Origin of the sequence: Flavobacterium sp. LC2016-23 (assembly GCF_009674775.1) — a bacterium.
In the GTDB taxonomy this organism is placed as follows: Bacteria; Bacteroidota; Bacteroidia; order Flavobacteriales; family Flavobacteriaceae; genus Flavobacterium.
On sequence record NZ_WKKE01000024.1, the window covers coordinates 72,814 to 96,296 of the forward strand.

Annotated in this window: 22 protein-coding genes; 19 read left to right on the top strand and 3 right to left on the bottom strand. The window is 40.0% G+C overall.

The window, feature by feature from the left end; all coding sequences use genetic code 11:
* Positions 1-42 precede the first annotated feature (42 nt).
* The 5 genes from GJU43_RS18735 (at position 43) to GJU43_RS18755 (ending at position 5,268) form a co-directional block, all read left to right on the top strand.
* Positions 43-2,055, top strand: coding sequence for a hypothetical protein (locus GJU43_RS18735; RefSeq protein WP_154342847.1), 2,013 nt, complete (start codon positions 43-45; stop codon positions 2,053-2,055).
* A 274-nt stretch (positions 2,056-2,329) separates the two neighbouring features.
* A complete protein-coding gene (locus tag GJU43_RS18740) occupies positions 2,330-2,743 on the top strand; it encodes a helix-turn-helix domain-containing protein (protein ID WP_154342849.1) in 414 nt (137 codons plus the stop codon).
* Between the two features lie 381 nt (positions 2,744-3,124).
* Positions 3,125-4,150 carry a virulence RhuM family protein gene (locus tag GJU43_RS18745; protein WP_154342851.1) on the top strand — a complete coding sequence of 342 codons (1,026 nt, stop codon included), beginning with the start codon at positions 3,125-3,127 and terminating at the stop codon, positions 4,148-4,150.
* Between the two features lie 12 nt (positions 4,151-4,162).
* The gene (locus GJU43_RS18750) at positions 4,163-4,315 is read left to right on the top strand and encodes a hypothetical protein (protein WP_154342853.1); all 153 of its coding nucleotides are present in this window, start codon (positions 4,163-4,165) and stop codon (positions 4,313-4,315) included.
* Between the two features lie 5 nt (positions 4,316-4,320).
* Positions 4,321-5,268 carry a restriction endonuclease gene (locus tag GJU43_RS18755; protein ID WP_154342855.1) on the top strand — a complete coding sequence of 316 codons (948 nt, stop codon included), beginning with the start codon at positions 4,321-4,323 and terminating at the stop codon, positions 5,266-5,268.
* 169 nt (positions 5,269-5,437) lie between these two features.
* Here the strand turns inward: GJU43_RS18755 and GJU43_RS18760 are convergent, their stop codons facing one another.
* Positions 5,438-6,463 (bottom strand): hypothetical protein, encoded by a 1,026-nt coding sequence (locus GJU43_RS18760; RefSeq protein ID WP_154342857.1) that lies wholly within the window; start codon positions 6,461-6,463, stop codon positions 5,438-5,440.
* Between the two features lie 197 nt (positions 6,464-6,660).
* On the opposite strand from GJU43_RS18760, the gene GJU43_RS18765 reads away from it, so the two are divergent.
* The 9 genes from GJU43_RS18765 (at position 6,661) to GJU43_RS18805 (ending at position 14,996) form a co-directional block, all read left to right on the top strand.
* Entirely contained in the window at positions 6,661-7,176 is a 516-nt protein-coding gene (locus GJU43_RS18765; RefSeq protein ID WP_154342858.1) for an RNA polymerase sigma factor, read from the top strand.
* A gap of 50 nt (positions 7,177-7,226) precedes the next feature.
* Entirely contained in the window at positions 7,227-8,126 is a 900-nt protein-coding gene (locus GJU43_RS18770; protein WP_154342860.1) for a FecR family protein, read from the top strand.
* A gap of 27 nt (positions 8,127-8,153) precedes the next feature.
* Positions 8,154-10,658: a TonB-dependent receptor gene (locus GJU43_RS18775; protein ID WP_229655083.1), complete on the top strand. Its 2,505-nt coding sequence runs from the start codon at positions 8,154-8,156 to the stop codon at positions 10,656-10,658.
* Positions 10,659-11,106: 448 nt separating this feature from the next.
* Positions 11,107-12,018, top strand: a complete 912-nt coding sequence (locus GJU43_RS18780; protein ID WP_154342864.1) for a hypothetical protein — start codon at positions 11,107-11,109, stop codon at positions 12,016-12,018.
* 119 nt (positions 12,019-12,137) lie between these two features.
* Complete coding sequence (locus tag GJU43_RS18785) at positions 12,138-12,530, top strand: hypothetical protein (RefSeq protein ID WP_154342866.1); 393 nt, start codon at positions 12,138-12,140, stop codon at positions 12,528-12,530.
* A gap of 21 nt (positions 12,531-12,551) precedes the next feature.
* A complete protein-coding gene (locus tag GJU43_RS18790; RefSeq protein ID WP_154342868.1) occupies positions 12,552-13,394 on the top strand; it encodes a DUF5777 family beta-barrel protein in 843 nt (280 codons plus the stop codon).
* 196 nt (positions 13,395-13,590) lie between these two features.
* Positions 13,591-13,971, top strand: coding sequence for a cytochrome c (locus GJU43_RS22850; RefSeq protein WP_195760067.1), 381 nt, complete (start codon positions 13,591-13,593; stop codon positions 13,969-13,971).
* A 5-nt stretch (positions 13,972-13,976) separates the two neighbouring features.
* Entirely contained in the window at positions 13,977-14,531 is a 555-nt protein-coding gene (locus GJU43_RS18800; RefSeq protein WP_154342870.1) for a YceI family protein, read from the top strand.
* 63 nt (positions 14,532-14,594) lie between these two features.
* On the top strand, positions 14,595-14,996 hold the full coding sequence (locus GJU43_RS18805) for a hypothetical protein (RefSeq protein ID WP_154342872.1): 402 nt from the start codon (positions 14,595-14,597) through the stop codon (positions 14,994-14,996).
* A gap of 8 nt (positions 14,997-15,004) precedes the next feature.
* Here GJU43_RS18805 and GJU43_RS18810 read toward each other — a convergent pair whose 3' ends face one another.
* Entirely contained in the window at positions 15,005-16,117 is a 1,113-nt protein-coding gene (locus GJU43_RS18810) for a PepSY domain-containing protein (protein ID WP_154342873.1), read from the bottom strand.
* A 58-nt stretch (positions 16,118-16,175) separates the two neighbouring features.
* Positions 16,176-18,563 carry a TonB-dependent receptor gene (locus GJU43_RS18815; protein ID WP_154342875.1) on the bottom strand — a complete coding sequence of 796 codons (2,388 nt, stop codon included), beginning with the start codon at positions 18,561-18,563 and terminating at the stop codon, positions 16,176-16,178.
* A 304-nt stretch (positions 18,564-18,867) separates the two neighbouring features.
* Here GJU43_RS18815 and GJU43_RS18820 point away from each other — a divergent pair, with 304 nt between their 5' ends.
* From GJU43_RS18820 to GJU43_RS18840, 5 genes are read left to right on the top strand one after another with little or no spacing between them, the layout of a single operon-like run.
* Positions 18,868-19,992: an NAD(P)/FAD-dependent oxidoreductase gene (locus GJU43_RS18820; RefSeq protein WP_154342877.1), complete on the top strand. Its 1,125-nt coding sequence runs from the start codon at positions 18,868-18,870 to the stop codon at positions 19,990-19,992.
* A complete protein-coding gene (locus GJU43_RS18825; protein ID WP_154342879.1) occupies positions 19,993-20,706 on the top strand; it encodes a methyltransferase domain-containing protein in 714 nt (237 codons plus the stop codon). It abuts the gene before it with no gap.
* Positions 20,703-21,755 carry a type III polyketide synthase gene (locus GJU43_RS18830; protein ID WP_154342881.1) on the top strand — a complete coding sequence of 351 codons (1,053 nt, stop codon included), beginning with the start codon at positions 20,703-20,705 and terminating at the stop codon, positions 21,753-21,755. Before GJU43_RS18825 ends, GJU43_RS18830 begins: the two co-directional genes overlap by 4 nt.
* A gap of 19 nt (positions 21,756-21,774) precedes the next feature.
* Complete coding sequence (locus tag GJU43_RS18835; RefSeq protein ID WP_154342883.1) at positions 21,775-22,212, top strand: 3-hydroxyacyl-ACP dehydratase FabZ family protein; 438 nt, start codon at positions 21,775-21,777, stop codon at positions 22,210-22,212.
* Entirely contained in the window at positions 22,209-23,483 is a 1,275-nt protein-coding gene (locus GJU43_RS18840) for a beta-ketoacyl synthase (protein ID WP_154342885.1), read from the top strand. The genes GJU43_RS18835 and GJU43_RS18840 overlap by 4 nt, the downstream gene beginning before the upstream one ends.

The following is a 23,483-nucleotide window of genomic DNA, read 5'->3' on the forward strand; positions in this document are numbered from 1 at the left end:
GATTTAAATCACGGAATTAAAATTAAAGTAGCATTCAGATAGATGAATTGGACTAATATATTTTTTAAGGATAATATTAAATTATCAAATGAAATTTTAACAGAGAAAGTAATGGACAATATTAGTGAGGCGATATTAAATCATTTAAAAATGAAAACAACAGGAGCTTTGCTACTAACAGGGGACTGGGGAAGTGGAAAAACATACCATTTGAAAAATAATGTCTTTCCACTAATAGAAGCTACAACTAAATTCATTCCCGTTATAGTGTCATTATATGGGGAAACTGACAAGAACAACATTGCTCAAAAGGTTCTTTTTTCTTTTTTTGATAAAAAGGGAAAAAAAGTTAATTTATCAACTGGCACACTTGCTAAAAATATAAAGAACTTCTCAGAAGGATTCCCAATCTTAAAAAAATATGTTGATTTAGATAAATTAATTGTTGGCACAGGCGAAAATGTTTTTAGATTGCTTCCTCACGATAATTTGCTCATTTGTTTTGATGACCTTGAAAGAATGAGTGAAAAAATTGACGTAAACGATTTTCTTGGAATTGTAAATGACCTAGTAGAAAATAAAGGTTGTAAAGTCCTTCTCATTGCAAATGAAGAAGAAATAAAAAACGGAATTACATTCAAGGAAAAAACTATAGAAAAAACAATTCATTTTTCTCCTAAAATATCTGATATTTTTGATAGTATTATTACTTCTTACGAACCTTCAACATTCAAAGAATATCTTAAAATAAATAAAGAGTTTATTATTTCAACCTTAGTTCCAATCGTAGAAAATAAAGACGAAGAACAAGAATTAAAAAAATCATTTTCTAACATTCGTAGCTTAAAATTTAGTATTGAACATTTTAGATATTCATATTTGTTACTAACAAGTAAAAAAGATGAAAAAGATATACTCGTAAAACAGCAATTAAGGAGTTTATGGATTTTTACATTATCAATTTCAATAGAATTTAGAAAGCCGCAAAGTATCACATATAGAGATAAGAAAAAACTCGATGAACAGGCAACAAGCTTTTCTGACATTAATTTAAGTAATTTAAATTTTGGTAATACCCAGACTACAGAAGTTAAAACTGAAACTCAGTGGACTTATTCAGAAAATTTTAAAAGATTATATTACAACAGATTATCTGAAAACTATATCTACTTCCCAAGTATTTATGATTTAATTACATCAGGAAAAGCAATATCAGAAAACGATTTTTTTGCTCATTTAGATAAAAGTTTTAATATTAAGGAAGGAAAAGTAAATCCTGCCCACCAAATTCTTCATACTTTTCTTCATCTAGGTTATTGGAGTTATTCAGATTCAGAATTTAAGCAAGCTCTCACTAATTTACTTGAGTATTGCAAAAAGGGACAATTGGAAGATATTGTATCATATTTAAATGCGGGTGTTTATTTAATAGGATTTAGTGAAATTATTGAGAAAGAAAAAAATGATATTATCAAGAAAATACAAGAAGGACTTGCTATTTTTCTGCCTCAAATAAAAATTAATTATTTTGTTAAGTCTCAATTTGAAATGGTTCAGGGACATTTTAATGAACCTAATTTACAAAAGCTTGTTGAATTTATAAAAGAAAAAATTGTTGAAATAGAAACTCGTAATGCCCTGCTAGAAGTCAACGAAATAGAAACAAAATTTTCAAACGATTTAGAATCATTCGTAAAAGATTTTTTACCAGAAAATTCAGGATTTCGTACACCTGACAAACCCCTATTTCATAAATTTGAAAAGAAAACAATTCAGGAAAGTTTAAAAAAATGGCAACCAAAAGGCATAATGAACCTTACAAGTTTATTGAAAATTAGGTATTTAGAGACCTCTTTCAGCGAAAAACTAATAGATGAAATGACTTTTCTCATAAATCTTGAAACTGCTATATTAGAGAAAGACTTTAACGAAAAAACACTTTCAAATTATCTATTGAAAGACCAACTTTTACCGAGAATAGTTGAATGCAAAAAACAACTTCAAATTTTCATAGATCAAAAATCAGAACTGCATCAGACTTCTGAAGAAGAATAAGCTAGAAAACAAATATTTCATTTTATATTCCAAATAATTTAGAAATATGAATAATGTATTATATTATTATAGTTTTAGTAGTTTGGTATATACTATAAAAAAATTTGATTATAAAAATCCCAACTTAGTTACCCATCTCAAAATTTTACATTTTCAATAAAACTTGTATGAAAAATTGTACTTTTGCTTAAGAACAAAAAAGTGAAGCGCATCATTAAATGATGTATTTTACCAAAACTATATTTTTTTTATTCGTAATTATTATCTTTGAGCTATGAGCACACAAACAAAACCAAATCACATCGGGCGAAAAATAAGCCGTATTCGCGAACTAAAAGACATGAAACAGGAAGCATTGGCGTATGCTTTGGGAGTGAGCCAACAAACCATTTCGGCTATTGAAAACAGCGAAACAGTTGACGAAGAAAAATTAATTGAAGTAGCAAAAGCTTTGGGTGTAAGTGTGGAAGCCATTAAGAATTTCTCGGAAGAAGGTGTCATTAATTATTTCAACAGTTTTAACGAGGCAGTAAATAATAGCCACTTTGGAAATAATATTTCCTGTACTTTCAATCCCTTGGATAAGTTAGTCGAGTCTTTCGAAGAAAATAAAAAACTCTACGAACGTTTATTACAAGCCGAAAAAGATAAAATCGAATATCTGGAAAAATTAGTAAAAGGAAAATAAACCTTTACAAGATAAAGTAAAACAAAAAGAGAGACCCGGGAGTCTCTCTTTTTGCTTTTACTATTTAGCATTTTTCGCCTCTTCCCTATTCTATTTATTGTTTCCCCTGCTTCCCTAAGTCTTCTTATGAAAAGCTGGCAACCCCGAAAGCCTTCGGGACTGACTTTTTAAGTTTAGTTCTTATACTGCGTTTATTTTTTACATACATTAAGCAATATTATAAGAAAATTAGTTTTAAAGTCAGAAACTTTATAAGGTTTGGGTTTTTCAATTATATTTGTTGAAGGGCGTAAAGTCAGTCCCGAAGATTTTCGGGATTGCGGAGCGTTACCAATGAAAACGTACCGGAAAGGGTAGTAAAAGAATACAGGAACGAGTTTTATGGACGAACAGCGTAATAGGAATACAGGAGAAATACTTATTTATCAAAATACTGAAGGCAACATTAAAGTAGATGTTCGCCTGGAGGAAGAAACCGTTTGGCTAACGCAAGCGCAATTGTGTGAATTGTTTCAAAAATCTAAAGCAACAGTCAGTGAGCATATAAAAAATATTTTTGAAGAAGGAGAATTAATCGAAAATGTGGTTGTTCGGAAATCCCGAACAACCACTCAACATGGTGCTATTGCTGGGAAAACGCAGGAAGTTGAAGTAAATCTATACAACCTCGATGTCATTATTTCTGTTGGTTATAGAGTAAAATCGCAGCAAGGAACACAATTCAGGATTTGGGCAACACAGCGTTTAAAAGAGTATATCATAAAAGGTTTCGCTCTAAATGATGATCGCTTTAAGTCGGGTACTTCAATGAATTATTTTAACGAATTGCAGCAACGCATTCGTGAGATCCGAATATCCGAAAAGTTCTTCTACCAAAAAATAAAAGACATTTACACCACAAGTATCGATTATGATCCGAAAGACGAGAAAACAGTTTCATTTTTCAAAATTGTACAAAACAAACTCCTTTGGGCAATCTCACAAAATACAGCAGCTGAATTAGTCTACCGCAGAGTGGATGCCTCTTTACCCTTATTAGGTATGCAGTCTTTTGATAAAAAGGAAGCCAAAGCGGTTCAGAAAACAGATGTCAGCATCGCCAAAAAATATCTTAATGAAGATGAAATAAAACTTTTAGGACTACTGGTTGAGCAATATTTAGCATTTGCCGAGACGATGGCGCAACAACAAACTCCCATGTACATGAAAGACTGGGCAGAGCGCCTGGATAGTATTTTGCAGCTCAACGGAAGAGAATTGCTGTCGCATGCCGGAAAAATTACACATCAAATGGCATTGGATAAATCTAACGGGGAATTTGAAAAATTTAAAGAAGTTCGAAAAACAATAGAGATCGAACAGAGCCTGAAGGAAATTGAGGCAGATATTAAAAAATTGAAAAAATAACCTAAAAATACAATGACTACCACAATACAGTCTGAAAAGCAAACCAAAGCACTTATTGATGTTAAAAGAGCGCAAAGTCAGTCCCGAAGGCTTTCGGGATTGCGGAGCGTTACCAATGAAAACTTAGCGGAGCGGAGCAAATTTATTAACCATTTCGTCAAATAAAAAAAATGGATAAACCAAGAATAGCAGTTTTCGATGAATGGATTCCCTTCCATATTGGTACTGAAATAAAATTACCTGAAAATGATAATCCCATAAACTGGTCTGAATTTATCAATTCTCCAGAATTCCTTCTAACTTATGATAATGGAAGTAGAAAAGAGTATCGCTTACAAGATGAAAAAGCAATTGACGAAATTCATAGGATCTTAAAATTTCAAACTTGTCCTATCTGTAAAAGTAAAATGGCTCCTCGTCCTCAAGATTTTAATGAACAAATATATATTTGTCTAACCTGTGGTTTTTGGGGAGGCAGAGGCAGCAGAATGGATAATGTGTCTTCAAAAATTGGTCTGCGGGGTGTGTTAGGAATTTATAAACCATTAGTACCATTACAAGATTCAACAACAGAATATCTTGTAAGTCATTTAAAAAAACATCCTGATCAGCTTCCTAATATCGGACCTAAACGTGCAGAAAAATTTGTTATGGACTTATTGTCAGATTATTTAAATTGTGAAGTTAAAAATGTGGGTGGATATAAAGATAAAGGGATTGATGGCTATATTATTAAAGGGGATGAAATTAGTTCAATAGTTCAAATAAAATGGCGAGAAAACATGAACGGTGCTGAAAGCGTAAAAGTTATCAGAGAAGTTGCCGGTACTTTATTAGCGAGAGGTATTCCATCAGGAATTTTAGTTTCAAATAAAGACCATTTCTCAAAAGATGCAATTGAAGATGCCAATTTAATTTCTAAAAACGAAATAAATAAATTAGGAACAATGCAATTGGAGTTAATGGATTATCATAATATATTAGATATGCTAGAAATATCAAATACAAAACTTACAGATAAAATGAGAATAGAAGACTGGATTAATTTTGAGCAAGGACATCACGTATTTGATGGTGCCATGAGAATATCTGATGATTTCGTTAAAATGTTTAAATAATCAAATCTTCCTTTAACAGCTTTTACAAGGGTAATTGCTATTTTTTTGGATATTTTTTCTTCTGATTGAAAAAATAAAGAAACATTCTATTTGCGGTGAATAAACAACTTAATCACCGCATTTTTTGCGGAGAATAAGTAAAATATTTTTTAAATTAGTAAATCAATAATTAGCTTTTACTTTTTTCAAAATAAAGATACTGTGTACCATTACTGACATTGCGAAAACGTATAATCGAATTGTTAAACTCAAACAACTTCCAGCTGGTATTCAATTTGGCGAGTTCGGGGGAACTGAACGTAAGCTGAAATACCCTTACCCCATACTGTACGCTGCTTTGCCATTGTCCTGTTTCCGAAATTCCATTTTTGGTCGCTACAACCGACTGGTCATTAGCAAACACCAGGCAATAGCCGTTATAGGAAGCCGTTTTATCGGAATCGGCAAAATAATACGGAATTTCCCAGGAACCGCTGGTCAGGGTTGCCGTGAAATCGAGTGGCGTAATGTTGTTTTCGGGGCAGTAATCGATCGCGTATTGGATGGCATTTTCGAAGTCGAGATTGTTCGTAATCGCTTTTGTCTGATTGTTGTAATCGGTAACCGAAATCGGATATTGCAGGGCGATATACTGGCTGGCGTTCAGGTTTTTGATAAAATTGAAAAAGGCCTGATCGCTGGCAATCGACACCGAACCGGCGATCTGATTGGCGCTGTTATAGGTATTGATCGTAATCGGATAGTTGATATTGAGTCCGTTGATTTTGGATAACAGGTCCGGGTACATGTTCCAGTAATCGATTAGGTCCTTAAATTCTGTTTCGTTCGGAATCACTTTCTGGATGTAGTTGTAGTACACCATGGTGACCGGAAAAGTGATCCTGACAATATCATCATCGTAATTGTTCGCTTTGATATTGTCGACTACTTTTTGATAATCGGCAGTGGTGTTGACGGCAATGGTGGTGTTATTGACCGTCACGGTATACGGGAGTTTTATGGTACAGTACGTAGAGCCGTCGATGACATTGTCCTGCACGGTGGGTACCATGGCCACCCTTTGCAGATAGGTGGTAAGCGGAGACGTATTGGTAACGGTTCCCTGTACATAATCGTTCTGCTCTTCTGAATCGCTCTGACAGCCAAACAGGAACAGTACAACGACAATGGATAGATATTTTTGGAAAGGCAACATAGTGATATTTTTACAAATGTAATAAAATTTAAGAAACTGTTTTTTAATAAATTCGTCCTCAAAGGTTTCTGTCCCCTGGTATGTACTAATTTATCAAAAGGGAATAGTATTTATACTCCTATAGAACAATCTTATTTGCTTTTACCCTACTTATACTAAAAACAAATACTTTTGCAGCATACCAATTGAAAATTGAAATGCCAGATCAGAACCAATCCAACACTTGTGATGAAATCGTTTTTTCGTCTTTTTTTAAAAGTCACGTCAAAGCGCTTCGGAATTTTCTTTTTTATAAATTTGGCAATAGCGACCAGGCTGAAGATGTCGCCCAGGAAGCTTTTGTAAAGCTCTGGCAAAACTGTGCCTCGGTACCGCTGGAAAAGGCGAAGTCGTATCTGTATACCATTGCCAACAACAGCAGCCTGAATGCCATAGCCCACCAGAAAGTGGTTTTGCGCTATGAAAAAGATTTTACAGGCCTCGATAAAACCAATGAAAACCCCGAATACCTGCTGGAGGAAAAACAGTTTCAGGCCAAACTCCTGAAAGCGATTGAAAACCTGAACGAAAAACAGCGTGTTGCTTTTCTGATGCACCGGATTGACGGAAAAAAATACAGTGAAATTGCCCTGGAGCTCGACCTGAGCGTCAAGGCCGTAGAAAAACGCATTCATCTGGCTTTGTTAAGCCTGCGTAAAGAAATAGATTTATAAAAGTAGGGTAAATGGAATCCCGATTGTTTTACTAACATAATACGAGTACAATGAAAGAAAATCGCTTATTGGCAAAATGGCTCAGCAATGATTTGACTGAAGCCGAATTGGCCGAATTTAAGGCAAGTCCCGATTTTGAAAAATACGAGAAGATCAAAAGGTACACGGAGCATCTGGAGGTGGGTGAACTGGACGAAAATGCGATGCTGTCGAACATACTGGCGCAGAAAAAAGCAAATCCGAAAGTGGTTCCCTTACATAAAAAATGGGTCTTTCGTGCTGCAGCTATTTTTGTACTGGCACTTGGAATTACCCTGGTGATGCAATTTATACTGCCACAGACGCAAACGGCCGGTTTGGGAGAAAAAACCACTTTTTCGTTACCGGATCACTCGGAAGTAGTCCTGAATTCCGGTTCTGAAATACAGTATAAAAAATGGAATTGGGACCACCACAGGCATCTCGAACTACAAGGAGAAGCCTATTTCAGGGTGGCCAAAGGCCGACGCTTTGAGGTACAGACCCATCTTGGAAAAGTAACGGTTTTAGGGACTCATTTTAACGTGAAGGCCCGTAAAAACAGGTTTGATGTGGTGTGTTACGAAGGAAGGGTAAAAGTAAATTATGGCAATACCCAAATGCTGCTGACCCACGGACAGGGGGTTCGTTTTGAAAACGGAAAACAACTGAAAAGAAACATACAGGCCGCACAACCGGAATGGATGGACAATGAGATTAGTTTTTATCAGGAAAACATCCAAAGCCTCTTAGACGAAGTACAAAGGCAATACAACATTTCCATAGAATTGCATACCAAAGATACGACCGCTTTGTTTACCGGAAAATTACCTGCCCACGATCTGGAGGTAGCTTTGCAGATTATTAGTACCACCTGTCATTTAAAAGCCACAAAAGGCCCTGATAATAAAATAATTTTTGACGAAAAATAAATGTTGCTCCCCAAACAAGTTCATTTTTTGTTTCTCCCCTTTTTCCTTGTCCTGAACCTTTTTGCTCAGGACAAAGGAAAAGTCATGCCTTTTCAGAAAATCATCATTGCGATCGAGCAGCAGCATCAGGTGAGTTTCAACTATACCGAAGACCTTATTGCCGGACTGCAATGCGTTCCGCCCAAAAAATCATTTTCGCTAGACCAGAAACTACACTACCTGGCGCAGAAAACGCATTTGTCTTTTGAAAATATCGGCAACCGCTTTATTAATATTTATAAGAAGGAAAATACAGCTCCGCTGCTCTGTGGTTACGTTTTTGGTGCCGCAGATCATAAACCGATTGAAAACGCCAATATCAGCTTACCGAATGGGACACAGATTGCCACGGATTTTAACGGGTATTTTGAGTTGGGTCAAGGCGAGGTCACTGCTTTTGGCGTCAGTCATGTGGGGTTTGTCTCCCAAAAAATTACGTCTGTTCATCCTGATGAAAATTGCCTGCAAATCTTTCTGGAACCCGAAATTACGGAACTCGAAGAAATCAGGGCCAGTGCGGTGCTGGCTTCGGGCATTTCCAAAAATACCGATGGTTCTTTTGAAATCAAACCCAAGAAGTTCGGGATCCTGCCTGGGCTTATCGAACCCGATGCCTTGCAGACCATGCAGCAGATTCCGGGCGTGAACAGTCTGGACGAAAGTGTGTCGAGCATCAACGTGCGCGGCGGTACGCACGACCAGAATTTGTTTTTGTGGAACGGCATACGCATGTTTCAAACCGGACATTTTTTTGGTTTAATCTCGGTTTTCAATCCGAATCTGGCACACACCATTTCGATCTATAAAAACGGAAGTTCGGCTTTTTACGGCGAAAGTGTTTCGAGTGTGGTCGCGATTTCTTCCACTCCGGAAACCACAGAAAAAAATAGTTTCAGTGCCGGAATCAATATGATTAATGCCGATGTGTACGGCAAGTACAACCTTTCGAAAAAGAGTTACATCGAAATTTCGGCCCGTAAATCGATTACTGATTTTGTAGAAACCCCCACCTACAAGGAATATTTTAATAAAGTATTTCAGAACACTACCATTACCGATTTTGCCCAAAACCAGGATGTCGATTATAAGAGTGACAAAAAATTCGGTTTTTATGACGCCACGCTGAAATACGCCCAGAAAATTGGCTCCAAAGACCAGATCGTACTGGACTTGATTACGATAAAAGACAATCTTGAAGTTTTTCAGAGTGCCACTTTCTATGCCATCAACCGATCGGAAAACAATGTGCTGCGCCAGCAGAATTACGGCGGTAATTTGTCGTGGAAAAGAAACTGGAATCCCTTTAATACGACTAAAATTAATATCTACAACTCGACTTACGAGCTGGTGGGCAACCAGAAAACGACCAATGCCAACCAGACCGTGATTCAGGAAAATACGGTAAACAATAATGGGTTTAATGTAGAAAATAATCATACCCTTACGTCTAAATTTAGTTTTAACAATGGGTATCAGTACAACGAAATAGGCATTACCAACTTAGAACAGGTGACGAATCCGGATTTCTTCCGCAGGGTCAAAGATGTCCTGAGAACCCATGCCCTGATTCTGGAGGGAAAATACAATGATACCCTCTCCCGACTCTCGCTGAAGGCCGGAGCGCGTTTTAATTATATTGAAAAGTTTCAAAAATACAGGGTAGAACCACGCCTGCAAGTACGCTACGAGATCAGTAAAAGCGTTAGTATCGAACTGCTGGGCGAACTGAAAAGCCAGAATTCACAACAAATTATTGATCTGCAGAAAGATTATTTCGGCATTGAAAAAAGACGCTGGATCATCTCCAATAATACTACTGTCCCAATTCAGCGAAGCAAACAGCTTTCGCTTAATGTATTTTATAAAGAAAACGACTGGCTGCTGGATATCGAAAATTTTTATAAAAAGGTCAACGGCATCACTACTTCGAGCCAGGGTTTTCAGAACCAGCTGGAGTTTGTGCGTACCACGGGCGATTATGAGGTTTTGGGAACCGAATTCCTGATCCAGAAAAAAATCAACCACTTCCTGACCTGGTTCAGTTATACCTACAATAAAAACAATTATCATTTTCCGGATTATGAATACCCTACTTTTCCGAACAATTTTGAGCTGACGCATACTTTGTCGTGGGCCGCTATTTATGAGAAAAACAATTTTAAGATTGCCCTGGGCACCAAATGGTCTTCCGGCAGGCCCAAAACCGCTGCCGATCTTTCGCAAATAGATCCTTCAGCTCCTGTACTGGTATACAACAAACCCAACAATACCAACCTGCATATCTTTTCGCAGGTGAACCTTTCGGCTACCTACAAGTGGGAAACAACGAATGGCATTCAGTACAAAGCAGGCCTCTCGATCCTGAATATCCTGAACCGCAAAAACGAAATCAGCGAATATTACCGCATCAGTTCCCTCACCAATTCCATCGAGGAAGTGGAAACTTTCGCACTGCAAAGAACTCCGAATGTAAGTTTCAGGGTTTCTTTATAAGCCTGTATTCCAACTATTTGTAAAGCTTTACTTCCCTTTTTTTACTTTTTTTCAATAAAACATCAATTCTTTGGTAGGGTAATCTGCTATGAGGCTGTTTTATTGTTGTTGGTTGTTTGTTATTAGTTGTTAGTTCGATGTGAAAAGTTCTAAGTTTTTAGTCCTTAGCTCTTAGTCCTTAGTTCATGGTGCTGAAAAGTGAATATAGAGTAGAGAGCAAAGAGTATAGAGCAAAGAGTATAGAGCAAAGAGTATAGAGCAAAGAGTATAGAGCAAAGAATATAGAACTCAGACTGATCCCAATAGCTATCTGGACAGACTAAAAACCAACAACTAAAAACTAAGGACTAAAAACTAAGGACTAAGAACTAAAAACTAAAAACTAAGGACTAAAAACTAAAAACTAACAACCAACAACAATTACAAATAAGTTAAAATTTTAAAACCCATGAAATCAAAACAAATTACATTAGCATTCGTTGCGCTTATCGCAACCACCTTTTTTGTAAGCTGCAGCAGTGACAGCGGCAGTGATACTCCTGTTACTACTCCGCCTGTTACTGTCGTTAAAAAAGAAATTTCCCTTTCTACCAGTGCTACTTTAGGTTCTTACCTTTCGGATAAAGACGGAAGATCTTTGTATTTTTTCGCGACAGATGCCAACGGACAAGCCTCTTGTACCGGCGGATGTGAAGCATTATGGCCTGCTTTTAATGTCGATAATTTAACGGCTGATAAATTAGGTGACGGACTAAACTTAGCTGATTTTGGAACGATTACTACTGCTTCTGCCAAAAAACAGGTTACTTATAAAGGCTGGCCGTTGTATTACTATGCACCTCTTTCTTCGGGTGACGGGTATGGCGGTGCCGGAACGAATGTACCGGAAGCGGCAGGTAAAACAACCGGTGACGGTGTTGGCGGTATCTGGTTTATTGCCAAACCCGATTATTCGATTCTGTTGGTACGAAGCCAGCTGGTAGGACATGATGGTAAAAACTACAAATCGGATTATACGGTGGGCGATGGTGTAACGACCTATTTTACAGACGCAAAAGGAATCACCCTGTATACGTTTAAGAACGATAATTTCAAGAAAAACAATTTTACAAAAGCTGATTTCTCCAACAATGCGGTTTGGCCGATCTATGAAACCGACAAAATCGTGGTGCCTTCTGTTCTGGACAAAACTAAATTTTCTGTGATTACCGTATTTGGTAAATCGCAACTGGTGTACAATGGCTGGCCTTTGTATTACTTCGGACAGGATGCCAACGTAAGAGGCGCTAATAAAGGAATCAGTTTCCCTAGTCCGGGCGTTTGGCCGGTACCGGTGAAAGATTCGCCGCTGGCCATCTAAGCCGATTCGTTTTAAAATATTCTGCAACACCAATCTCTATTTCAGATGGGCCTGGTTTTTACCGGGCTGGTCTGAGATAAAAAAAAGTACGGGTGCTGCCTGACCATTAAAGCATTATTATGAAAAGAAAAAGAATCGCCTTTATCATCGTGGCGGTACTGATCGTGGCTTCGGCGGGTATTTATTTTTATTACGGCTTTCTGTTTAAGGAAGCACGCAATATAGCCGCAGAAAGTCCGGATTTCAGTATCACAGCCGGAAAATTACTCGAAGAATACAACGCTGATCCGAAAAAAGCGGATGCGCTGTATCTCAATAAAACCATTGCGATCACAGGCACCGTTACCAAAGAAACGGATTCGGTAATCACGCTCGAAAATACTGTTTTTTGTCTGTTTACCCGAAAAATAAAAGAAAAACAGCTCCATTACAAAGTAACCGTTAAAGGCAAATGTATCGGATATGACGAACTTTTTCAGGAAGTGAAACTGGACCAGTGTACCCTTAATTAACCCCACACAATTAATGTAATTATGAAGAAATTTTTAGTTCCAATCTGCCTTTTTCTGGCTACTATGGCCTATTCGCAGGATGATCTGCTAAAGGATCTCGATTCGACTCAGGTCGAACCCACCTATTCGACGGCCACTTTTAAGGCTTTACAGCTCGTGACCTTACAAACGACCAAAATGCCGGCGAAAAAAGAGTTCTATTTTGTAGTCTCTCACCGTTTTGGTACCGTTAAAGACGGTTTTGACAGTTTTTTTGGTCTTGATAACGCCACGACCAAACTGGGTGGTATTTACGGTGTGACCGACTGGTTATCGGTTAGTCTCTCCCGACATACCCTCAACAAAATGTATGAAACCGGTGTGAAATACCGAATGGCACGACAAGATGCTAATTTTCCGGTAGATATTGTCGGGTACAGTGTGGCTGACATCAATACTTTTTTGGAAAAGGATCAGTATCCGGGACTGGAATTCAAACATCGTATGACGTATGTACAGCAATTGCTGGTCTCCAGAAAGCTAAGTGAAAAACTTTCGCTAGAGTTAGTGCCGTCCTTCATTCATAAAAACCTGTACAATCCGGCCATCGAAAACGACAACCAGTTTTCGTTTGGCGGCGGCGGACGCTATAAAATCACCAAAAGATTGTCGGTAAACTTAGAGTACATGCACAACTTTGACACTCCTGACTTTTACAAAAATCCACTATCCGTAGGTCTGGATGTAGAAACCGGCGGGCATGTCTTTCAGCTGATCTTCACCAATTCACAGGCAATGAGCGAGAGCGGTTACCTTACGAATGCTTCCGGCGACTGGGGCAAAGGCGATTTCTTTTTCGGATTTAACTTGTATAGGGTTTTTTAAGAATTAGATAATTAGATAATGGGAGAATTTGATAATTTGATAATTGGAGAATGAGAGATTTACAAGCGACTCCCTCCTTACATCTAACCCCAAACACACAACCCATAACTCATAACCCATAACCCATAACTCATAACCCATAACTCTTAACCCATAACCCCTAACCCTTAACCCTTAACCTTTAACAACAACAACTATGAAAAAACTAATAGCCCTTAGCTTATTGCTGGCAGCCTTTACGAGCTGCAGCAGTTCTGATACCTACGAGGATATCGCTACACCACCGCCAACCGGAACGCCAAATCCGGATCCGACAGTTGCTTTTAGCTACAGTAAAAATGCAAAAGCGATTATAGATGCCAATTGTATCAGCTGTCACCAAAACGGAAGATCGGCTTCTTTCAGACCGCTGACTACGTATGCAGAGGTAAAAGCTGCTGTTCAAAATGCCGGTTTGTTAAACCGAATTCAGCTGCAGAATGACCAGCAGGGCATCATGCCTCAGGGCGGAAGAATGTCTCAGGCGAATATTGATGTGATTGTGAAATGGAATACGGACGGACTTCTGGAAAATTAACGATCATGAAAAAAACAGTTCTTTATTTCTTCGTATTCGTATTGCTTATAGCTGCAAATGCAGACGGGCTTGCACAAAAACTGATTACCAAAACGGGGAATATAAAATTTCAGGCTTCTACGCCTTCTAACGAAGAAGTGGCGGCCGAAAACAAAAGTGTTTCTGCGGTTTTAGAGACTTCTACCGGAGATTTCGCGGCCTTGGTCCTGATCAAAGGGTTTCGTTTTAAGGTGGCCTTAATGGAGGAACATTTCAACGAAAATTATATGGAATCTGAAAAGTTTTCAAAAGCTACTTTAAAAGGTAAAATAGAGGATTTTGATGTTTCGAAAGTGACCGGTACCGCTAAAAGTTTTACTTTAAAAGGAGACCTTACCGTTCACGGAGTAACAAAACCGATAACCGTAACCGTAAAAGTGTCGAAAGCAGCCAACGGCGTTATTGCTATGGGTTCTTTTGACGTGAAACCGGAAGATTACGGTATTGAAATACCGAGTCTGGTACGAAAAAAAATTGCGGATAAAATAAAGGTTAATTACAATTTTTTACTGGTTAAATAAATATGGCCCGAGGTCAGTTGTTACAGACTGACCTCTTTTTTAACAACCCTAAACTAAAAGGAAATGATCTGCAAAAATTATGTTGTTTCGGGAGAAGATGTCAATGACAGCATGGTCATGGAAAGCAGTGCCTACCTTTCTTATACGCTTCGGGTACTGTATCGTTTTTTATTTGCGAACGGATTTTCAAAAGAGCGGCTCCATGCTTTGCAGCTTGGTTTGCAGGAAGGCGATCATGTATTGGTTTGTTATAAAGACCTGATGTTTACCGAACCCTTTTTTGTGGAGCTGAAACAGTGTTATATAGGCGACAAAATCCGTATTGAAAGCCACTTCTTCAACTCCGGAAACGAATGTTGTGCAGCCGTGACCAAAGAGGTCGAGTGGTTTGACCCTGTTCAAAGCAAAGTAATCGCGGCACCGAAACAAATTCTGCGGCATTTTAATCCGGCGAAGAGCGCGTAAACCCCATTCTACCCTTTCCCCTTTTTGACTTTTTTCCCTTTTGATTTCTTTCCTTTCTTCCACCAGATGATAAACCCGGTTACCGGAAGGGAGGCACCTATAAGACTGACCACACTCCAGAGTATTTTACCCGCCAGTCCGAAGAAAGCGCCGGTATGCAGATCGTGATTGCTCGCTTCATATACGTCCGCGGCATTGTTGTCTTTGTACAATTTGGTTCGTACTAACGCTCCTGTTTTTCCGTCGAAAAAGATACTGTTCTGCTTTCTGGCACTTGCCCATTGGTTGGGATAGGTCATTCGCACCCGGAGTTCACCCGTTTTCCGAACTGAAAAACTTATGGAAGAGGCTCCCGGATATTGAGCGTTCACACTTTCATAAATCTTGTTGTATCGCACCGGAATGGTCGTCGAATCTATTTTTGCCGGAGGTACGGCTTCCGTTCCTTTGCTTAAAGTGGTTCGGGTCACGACATTGACTGCTTTTTTGGCCGTATCAAATTTAAAATAGAGTCCTGAAAATGCAATGAGCAGCAATACCACAGCAGCATAAAATCCCAGCACCTGATGCAGGTCGTAATTGACCCTTTTAAAAGAACCGCTCCATTTTATCTGAAGCGACTGTTTCACCAGACGCATTTGATTCGGAAACCATAAAATAAGTCCGGTGATGAGCATAATCAAAAAAATCACCACGGACCAGCCCTGAATGAATTCCCCCGCCTCGCCCAATAAAAGGGTACGATGTACTTCTAAAACCGTATTGAGCCAGTCTGCGCCTTTTTCATTGACCAGGCTCCCGTCGTATGGGTTAAAATAGTAGGTCTTTTTCTTTTTGGTGGAAATCTGAACGGTGGCGTTCGCTTCTTCCTTATTTACTTTTAAAGCCGTTATTTTCTGTTTGGGTTCCAGGCGCTGGTAGTTCTCCAGTATAGCGGTAAGCCCTATAAAAGGTTTTTGCTGAACGGGCACGTGCAGAAATTCCTGTTGTGCCGCATCGCGGATTTCTGCTTCAAAAACATACAAAAACCCCGTGATACTAATGATCAAAACGATGAGGCCCGATGCTAAACCGAGCCATAAATGTATTTGTCGTACTGCTTTTTTAAATCCTTTCTTCATAGGGTATCGTAAAGTTCAAATATAGAGAATCTGCTTTTAAAATAATTCACGGGAATACTTAGAATTTAAAGGTAATATTCCCGGTCACCCTTGTCGGATTTTGCGCTGCTAAACGGTACGACCAGTATTTCTCGTTGGTCAGGTTATCTACTTTTAGTCCTAATCGGTATTTGGGCCTGTCGTAGAATACAGAAGCATCCAGAACGGTATACGAAGGAATACTAAACTGAAAGTTTGTGGTGTTCGTCTGGTAATATTCACTTCCGTAAATCCCTCCGAAACCGAGTCCCAATCCCGAAAGCGATCCTTCCACCAGACGGTAACTGGCCCACAGGTTGGCAGTTCTTGGCGAACCTGCCGTTGTCGGGCGTAATCCGTTGATGGTGGCATTGGCTTTAGTATACTTACTGTCATTATAGGTATAACCGGCTACGATATTCAGACCCCGAATCGGGTTGGCAATCAGTTCGGCCTCCAATCCTTTACTGAGCTGTGTACCGTCCTGAAGCTGAAAGTTAGCGTGATCGGGATCGTCACGGGTAATATTTGTTACCTGGATATCATAATAACTTAAAGTGGCGCTGATTTTATTAAAGTCGAACTTCACTCCTCCTTCTAACTGGTTCGCCTGGTTCGGCTTGAAGGTATTTCCGTTAAAATCAGATCCGCCCACATTGTTAAATCCGTTCATGTAATTAGCAAATACGGATACCTTTTCTTTTACAATCTGATACACGGCCCCCAATCTTGGCGAAAAGGCGGTCTGATTGTAACTTCCTACCAATGAATCACGGCTTGGGTAATAGACACCTTTATTAATATAGCGGTCTACCCTAACCCCGCCCATTACAATTAATTTGTCTGTAATATTTAGTACGTCTGATACATAAGCACTATAGGTTCGCTCGTTATTGGAGACATAATTACTGAATTTAACATTCGCCGGTAAAAACAGCGGATCTATTTTATCGGCAGTAAAATTATTGTAGGCATCCCCCGGTTTTTTATAGTTGATGGCGGGCATGTTGACGGTTGCATCGTTACGGGTGGCACGCAGGCTGTAGAAATCGAAACCGGCCACGACCCTGTTACGCAGTCTTCCGATTTTGAAATCACCGTTCAAGTTTTGCTGAATATCGGTTCCGTAGTACGGATTGTCCTGTTTGGTCACCGCCTGTCTCAGCGTCGTATTGCTCAAAGCGGTTAGCGCTACCGTATAGCCTTCTGCTGAAGAGCGGGTACGGGACACAATAGTCTGCGACGTCCATTCGTCTGATATTTTATATTTTAACTGGGCAAATATATTGTACTGCTGTCCGGTATAATTTACCGTATTGTTGGCGAAAGAAAGTTTGTACGGAATACCCATTTCGGTGATACTTCTGGCCGTAGCGTCTTTTCCGGTATAGGGCGCGAGTCGTGTTGGCGAAGTCCCTTTTAAAGAACTGAACTCGGCGTCAATCAGTAAAGTCAGCCTTTCGTTTACGGCATAGGAGAAACTGGGTGCGATAAAAAAGCTTTTATTAAAACCGGCATCCTGAAAACTTCGCTCGCTGTGCAAAGCGGTATTAATTCTGAAAAGCGCTGTTTTATCGTCATTCAGAGGGGTATTGATGTCAGCCGTAAAACGGTTCAGGTCCCAATCGGCAGCGGAATACGAAACCTCACCCTTAAAGAAATCGAAAGGTTTTTTGGTGACCCTGTTGAATAAACCTCCGAAAGAAGAAATCGTGCTTCCGAACAACGTCGCCGATGGTCCTTTAATGACTTCAATGCGCTCTAAATTGGCCGGATCAATAGAATTATAGGTAAAACTTCCGACCCCGTTTCGTACCAGCTGCGGCGTGGCAAAACCTCTTGAAATATTGGTGGTTCTTCCCTGATTCCGAACCTCGGCAATACCGGCTCCCGGAACGTTTTTAAAAGCACTGTTGTAATCGGTTATCACCTGCTCTTTCATCAGTTCCTTGCTTACGATGGTATACACCTGCGGGTTTTCCATGTTTTTCAGCTTCATCTTAGAAACTTCTTCGCTTTCTTTTCTGGCAAATCGGTTTCCGCCCGAACTGACAATGACTTCCTCTAATTCCTGTGAGGTATAAATCAGTTCAAAATCCAATTGCACAGCCGTATGAGTTGGATCGAGCAGTACGGAAGCCGGGGAGGAATCGTAGCCGTTCATCACAACTTCGACTACATAAGTGCCAAAAGGGATGTTTTTGAGTTCATAAGTACCATCGGCATCGGTAACCGTTGTTTTATTCAGTTCCGCAATTTTTACTTTTGAACCTTGTACAGAATTTCCGTCTTTTACCAGTACCTTCCCTGAGATTGTTCCGCTATTGGATTGCGAAAAAGCGGTCAGCGGACATAAAAGAAGCAGTAGCAGCACCGCGAATATTTTAGCTAAAACATTATTTAGTAGTGCATTAGTAATTATTTTCATGTGAATTAAAATGATTATTTTTATTTAGAATGAATACAAATATAAAATTAATGTGAATGTATACAATTAAACACACCCAAATTTTATCGGGAAATTGTATAACATTTAAGGGTAATGCTATAAACCTTTTCAGGTACTAAAATCTAAATTTAATCCTGTGTACTTTTCTAAAGTAAGAAGTAAAGACCGGGGAAGCAGATCGGACGCCTTACCTCTGAAAAATACTGCTTTTTTTATGCCATTTGACTTAAAAAAAAAGGCACAGTCTGTATCCTGTTAATAGATTTATATCTAACTTGCTTATATGAAAACAAACACTAATGTACTTATCATTGGCGGCGGACTGGCAGGTTTGGCGAGTGCTATTCATTTATCCGGACAGGGAATGCAGGTAACGCTTATCGAAAAATCCGGGTATCCCAGACATAAGGTTTGTGGCGAATACATTTCTAATGAAATTTTACCCTATTTAACCTGGCTTGGTGCAGCGGTTGCTACATTAAAACCCACCACTATCTCCAACTTTGAGTTCACCACATCGAACGGGAGGATCGCAAAAGCAAAACTTCCTTTAGGTGGCTTTGGTATCAGCCGGTATGCCCTGGATCATTTTCTCTATGAAAAAGCCATAGCCAATGGCTGTAAAATTATACAGGAAACGGTTACGGATATTGCTTTTGATCAGGAGGTATTCAGTGTTCGGACTCCCAGCCAGACTTTCACCTCAAAAATTGTATTGGGCGCTTACGGCAAACGCTCCAATATCGATCAGGTTTTAGCAAGGGATTTTATTCATAAAAAATCGTCCTGGCTGGCCGTTAAAGCACATTATTCCGGTGATTTCCCCGATGATCTCGTCGCTTTACACAACTTCAGTGGCGGTTATTGCGGCATTTCCAAAGTAGAAAATAATAGTATCAATATTTGTTATCTGGCTGATTATGCCACTTTCAAAAAATATAAAAACATAGAAGCGTATCAACGTAAAGTGCTTTATAAAAACAAACGCTTAAAATCTATTCTGGAAAGCAGTGCCCTTCTTTTTGAAAAACCCATCACCATCAGTCAGATCTCATTTGACCCCAAACAGCCTGTAGAAAATCACATCCTTATGATTGGTGATACTGCCGGCCTTATCCATCCGTTATGTGGTAATGGCATGGCCATGGCTTTACACAGTGCTAAAATAGCTGCTGAATTGGTACTGGATTTTCAAAACGGAGCTATTTCGCGTGAGGTTTTAGAAAGAACGTATACCCAAAGATGGAAAGCGAATTTTGGGAGACGCTTGTTTATGGGGCGTGTACTGGCTAAAATATTAAGCCGGAAAAAAATGGCAAATTTTCTTATTTCAATCGTAGCCTCCTTCCCGGGACTGCTTCCGTTCATTATTAAACAAACGCATGGTAAACCCATAGAAATCTATTAAATGGCCATAAACACCCAATACAGAACACAGGAAACCGAGATTATGGATGATTTTTCGCTTACGGGCGAAGAATTACGATCTGCGCTGGATCAGATTGCCCGTATCAACCGGTTATTAGGCGGTAACAAACTAACGCTGAATGCTACCCGGCAGTTGTTGAAAAAAAGGACTGTTTCGGAACCCATCGTAATAACCGATATAGGCTGCGGTAATGGGGATATGCTGAGAATGCTGGCCGATTATGGGGCTGAAAATCAGCTGAATTTTAAACTTATTGGTATTGATGCCAATGCTTTTACGGTACGGTACGCCGAATCGTTATCTGCTGAATTTTCGAATATTGAATATCGGTGCGTTGACATTTTCAGCGAGGAATTTAAATCCCTCCAACACGATATTGTTTTATGTACCCTGACCCTGCACCACTTTACAAACGAGCAAATCCTTCATATAATGCGTATCTTTCATACGAATACAACGATTGGGATTGTCATAAACGATCTGCACCGCAGTACACTGGCTTATCGGCTTTTTCAACTGATTGGCTTTGTTTTCAATCTCAATACAATGTCGCGCGAAGATGGCCAGGTATCCATATTAAGAGGTTTTAAAAAAAATGAACTGAAGGAATTTTCCAAAAAACTAAATTTAAACAACTATACCATAACCTGGAAGTGGGCTTTTCGCTACCAATGGATAATTACTAAAAAATGAGTGTAAAAATAACAACAGTAGCCAAGCAGCTGCCCCAATATTCCCGCACCACGGCAGAAATCATGCCTTTTCTGGATGCCTGGCTGTTCGGACATGAAGAGCGTTTTATAAAAAAAGTAAAAAAAATATTTGAGGGGGCAGCCGTTGATAAACGCTACTCGATCATGGAGCCCAGCGAAGTTTTTACTGCGACCTCCTTTGAAGAGAAAAACGATATTTACAGCCGTGAAGTGATCGTGCTAGGCGAACAGGTGCTCGAAAAAGCACTAAAAAAAGCCAATTGGGACCCCCAAACACTGGATTATATTATTACGGTAAGCTGTACCGGAATCATGATCCCTTCACTGGATGCCTACCTGATCAATAAAATGAACCTTCGACAGGATATTGTACGCCTGCCTGTTACTGAAATGGGCTGTGCCGCCGGAATATCGGGTATACTCTATGCGAAAAACTTTCTGAAGTCCAATCCCGGCAAACGGGCTGCGGTGATCGCCGTAGAATCGCCAACGGCTACTTTTCAGCTGAATGATTTTTCGATGCCCAATATTGTAAGTGCCGCTATTTTTGGGGATGGTGCCGCCTGCTGCCTCTTATCTTCGTATGAAGAAGATGAAGGCCCTGAGATTATCGATGAGGAAATGTATCATTTTTATGATGCAGAACATATGATGGGTTTTAAAGTGACCAACAGCGGCTTGCAGATGGTTCTGGATATTGAAGTGCCCGATACGATTGCTGCCCACTTTGGTGACATTATTCATCCGTTCCTGCAAAAAAACAAGCTGGAGATTAAAGATCTGGATCATATGATTTTTCATCCCGGCGGCAAAAAAATTGTGACCACCGTGGAAGCACTCTTTTCCGGACTGGGCAAAAATATTGACGATACGAAAGCAGTACTGAAAGAATACGGCAATATGTCGAGCGCCACGGTGCTGTATGTTTTAGAACGCATTATGGAGAATAAACCACAAGCTGGGGAAAAAGGACTTATGCTCAGTTTTGGCCCGGGATTTTCGGCACAACGTGTTTTATTGCAATGGTAATTACTTTTTAAAAACAAACATGGAACTACAAAATATTATCGCGCAGCTGCCATACAGTAAACCCTTTTTATTTGTGGATGAACTGCTTCATGCCGATGAAAATGGCATCACCGGAACTTATACTTTTCGGGAAGATCTGGATTTTTATAAAGGGCATTTTAAAGACAATCCCGTAACCCCGGGTGTAATCCTGACGGAAACCATGGCCCAGATCGGTATGGTTTGCCTGGGTATTTTTTTATTGGGAAATGAATTGAAAAAAGATACCGTGGTGGCTTTTACGTCTGCGGATATGCAGTTTCTGAAACCGGTGTATCCCAATGAAAAAGTAACGGTCACATCAACAAAACTATTTTTCAGGTTTGGGAAACTCAAATGTGAAGCCATTATGAAAAACGAAGCCGGACAGGAAGTCTGCAAAGGCATCATTGCCGGCATGATTACGACAAAATTATGAAAAAACGTGTGGTCATAACAGGTCTTGGTGTCGTTGCTCCCAACGGAGTTGGCATTGCCGCGTTTACCCATGCCCTGAAAAACGGAATTTCGGGTATACGCCATGATATGCAATTGCAGGAGCTGCAGTTTTCCTGTCAGATTGCGGGACAGCCTCAAATTTCGAAGGAACTTAAAGCGCAGTATTTTACGGAACTGGAATTGCGCGGCTTTAACAGCACCGGTATTCTCTATGGCGTTATTGCCGGTATGGAAGCCTGGCAAAATGCCGGATTGCCGATAGAAAAAAACGAAGAACCGGACTGGGACAGCGGAACTGTTTTTGGCTCCGGAACTTCGGGAATTGATAAATTTCGCGAAAGCATTTATAAAATAGACGATTTGCAAACGCGGAGACTGGGCAGTACCGTTGTGGCCCAAACCATGAACAGTGGCGTAAGTGCGTATCTGGGCGGGAAACTCGGCCTGGGAAATCAGGTGACAACCAATTCTTCTGCCTGCTCTACCGGTACCGAAGCGATCCTGATGGCGTATGACCGTATCCAATCCGGACAGGCAAAACGGGTATTGGCCGGAAGTACCGGAGACAGCGGCCCTTATATCTGGGCGGGATTTGATGCTTTGCGCGTCTGTAGTTCCAAATACAATGACCATCCCGAAGAAGGCTCGCGTCCGATGAGTGCTTCGGCGGCGGGATTTGTGCCCGGCAGCGGCGCCGGTGCTTTAGTGGTTGAAGAGCTGAACAGTGCTTTGGAACGCGGTGCCACGATCTATGCTGAAATACTGGGCGGCCACGTCAACTCAGGCGGACAGCGCGGCAACGGCAGTATGACAGCACCCAACAGTACTGCGGTACAAAGGTGTATTACTACCGCACTCCGCAATGCCGGAATATCGGGGGCGGATGTGGATGCTATCAACGGCCATCTTACCGCAACCACAAAAGATAGTCTGGAAATTGAGAACTGGACGAAGGCTTTGGGACGAAATGGCACTGATTTTCCGTACATCAATTCTTTAAAAAGCCTCACAGGCCACTGCCTGAGTGCGGCGGGAAGTATAGAAAGCGTTGCCTCGGTGCTGCAGCTACATGAAGGTTTTATCTTTGGAAATACGAATTGCGCCGATCTTCATCCTGAAATTACGTCCCTTATTGATGCCTCGAAAATTCCTTTACAAACATTGGAAAAAAGCGCTGCTATTATTGCCAAAGCGAGTTTTGGTTTTGGCGATGTAAACGCCTGTATCCTCTTTAAAAAATTTCAAAAATAA

Excerpts from the sequence above, each read along its gene's own strand:
- GJU43_RS22850 (WP_195760067.1), top strand. The coding sequence starts at position 13,591 with ATGAAAAAACTAATAGCCCTTAGCTTATTGCTGGCAGCCTTTACGAGC.
- GJU43_RS18745 (WP_154342851.1), top strand. The coding sequence starts at position 3,125 with ATGGACGAACAGCGTAATAGGAATACAGGAGAAATACTTATTTATCAA.
- GJU43_RS18750 (WP_154342853.1), top strand. The coding sequence starts at position 4,163 with ATGACTACCACAATACAGTCTGAAAAGCAAACCAAAGCACTTATTGAT.
- GJU43_RS18780 (WP_154342864.1), top strand. The coding sequence starts at position 11,107 with ATGAAATCAAAACAAATTACATTAGCATTCGTTGCGCTTATCGCAACC.
- GJU43_RS18740 (WP_154342849.1), top strand. The coding sequence starts at position 2,330 with ATGAGCACACAAACAAAACCAAATCACATCGGGCGAAAAATAAGCCGT.
- GJU43_RS18735 (WP_154342847.1), top strand. The coding sequence starts at position 43 with ATGAATTGGACTAATATATTTTTTAAGGATAATATTAAATTATCAAAT.
- GJU43_RS18820 (WP_154342877.1), top strand. The coding sequence starts at position 18,868 with ATGAAAACAAACACTAATGTACTTATCATTGGCGGCGGACTGGCAGGT.
- GJU43_RS18800 (WP_154342870.1), top strand. The coding sequence starts at position 13,977 with ATGAAAAAAACAGTTCTTTATTTCTTCGTATTCGTATTGCTTATAGCT.
- GJU43_RS18810 (WP_154342873.1), bottom strand. The coding sequence starts at position 16,117 with ATGAAGAAAGGATTTAAAAAAGCAGTACGACAAATACATTTATGGCTC.
- GJU43_RS18770 (WP_154342860.1), top strand. The coding sequence starts at position 7,227 with ATGAAAGAAAATCGCTTATTGGCAAAATGGCTCAGCAATGATTTGACT.
- GJU43_RS18805 (WP_154342872.1), top strand. The coding sequence starts at position 14,595 with ATGATCTGCAAAAATTATGTTGTTTCGGGAGAAGATGTCAATGACAGC.
- GJU43_RS18785 (WP_154342866.1), top strand. The coding sequence starts at position 12,138 with ATGAAAAGAAAAAGAATCGCCTTTATCATCGTGGCGGTACTGATCGTG.
- GJU43_RS18815 (WP_154342875.1), bottom strand. The coding sequence starts at position 18,563 with ATGAAAATAATTACTAATGCACTACTAAATAATGTTTTAGCTAAAATA.
- GJU43_RS18825 (WP_154342879.1), top strand. The coding sequence starts at position 19,993 with ATGGCCATAAACACCCAATACAGAACACAGGAAACCGAGATTATGGAT.
- GJU43_RS18840 (WP_154342885.1), top strand. The coding sequence starts at position 22,209 with ATGAAAAAACGTGTGGTCATAACAGGTCTTGGTGTCGTTGCTCCCAAC.
- GJU43_RS18760 (WP_154342857.1), bottom strand. The coding sequence starts at position 6,463 with ATGTTGCCTTTCCAAAAATATCTATCCATTGTCGTTGTACTGTTCCTG.
- GJU43_RS18830 (WP_154342881.1), top strand. The coding sequence starts at position 20,703 with ATGAGTGTAAAAATAACAACAGTAGCCAAGCAGCTGCCCCAATATTCC.
- GJU43_RS18765 (WP_154342858.1), top strand. The coding sequence starts at position 6,661 with ATGCCAGATCAGAACCAATCCAACACTTGTGATGAAATCGTTTTTTCG.
- GJU43_RS18835 (WP_154342883.1), top strand. The coding sequence starts at position 21,775 with ATGGAACTACAAAATATTATCGCGCAGCTGCCATACAGTAAACCCTTT.
- GJU43_RS18790 (WP_154342868.1), top strand. The coding sequence starts at position 12,552 with ATGAAGAAATTTTTAGTTCCAATCTGCCTTTTTCTGGCTACTATGGCC.
- GJU43_RS18755 (WP_154342855.1), top strand. The coding sequence starts at position 4,321 with ATGGATAAACCAAGAATAGCAGTTTTCGATGAATGGATTCCCTTCCAT.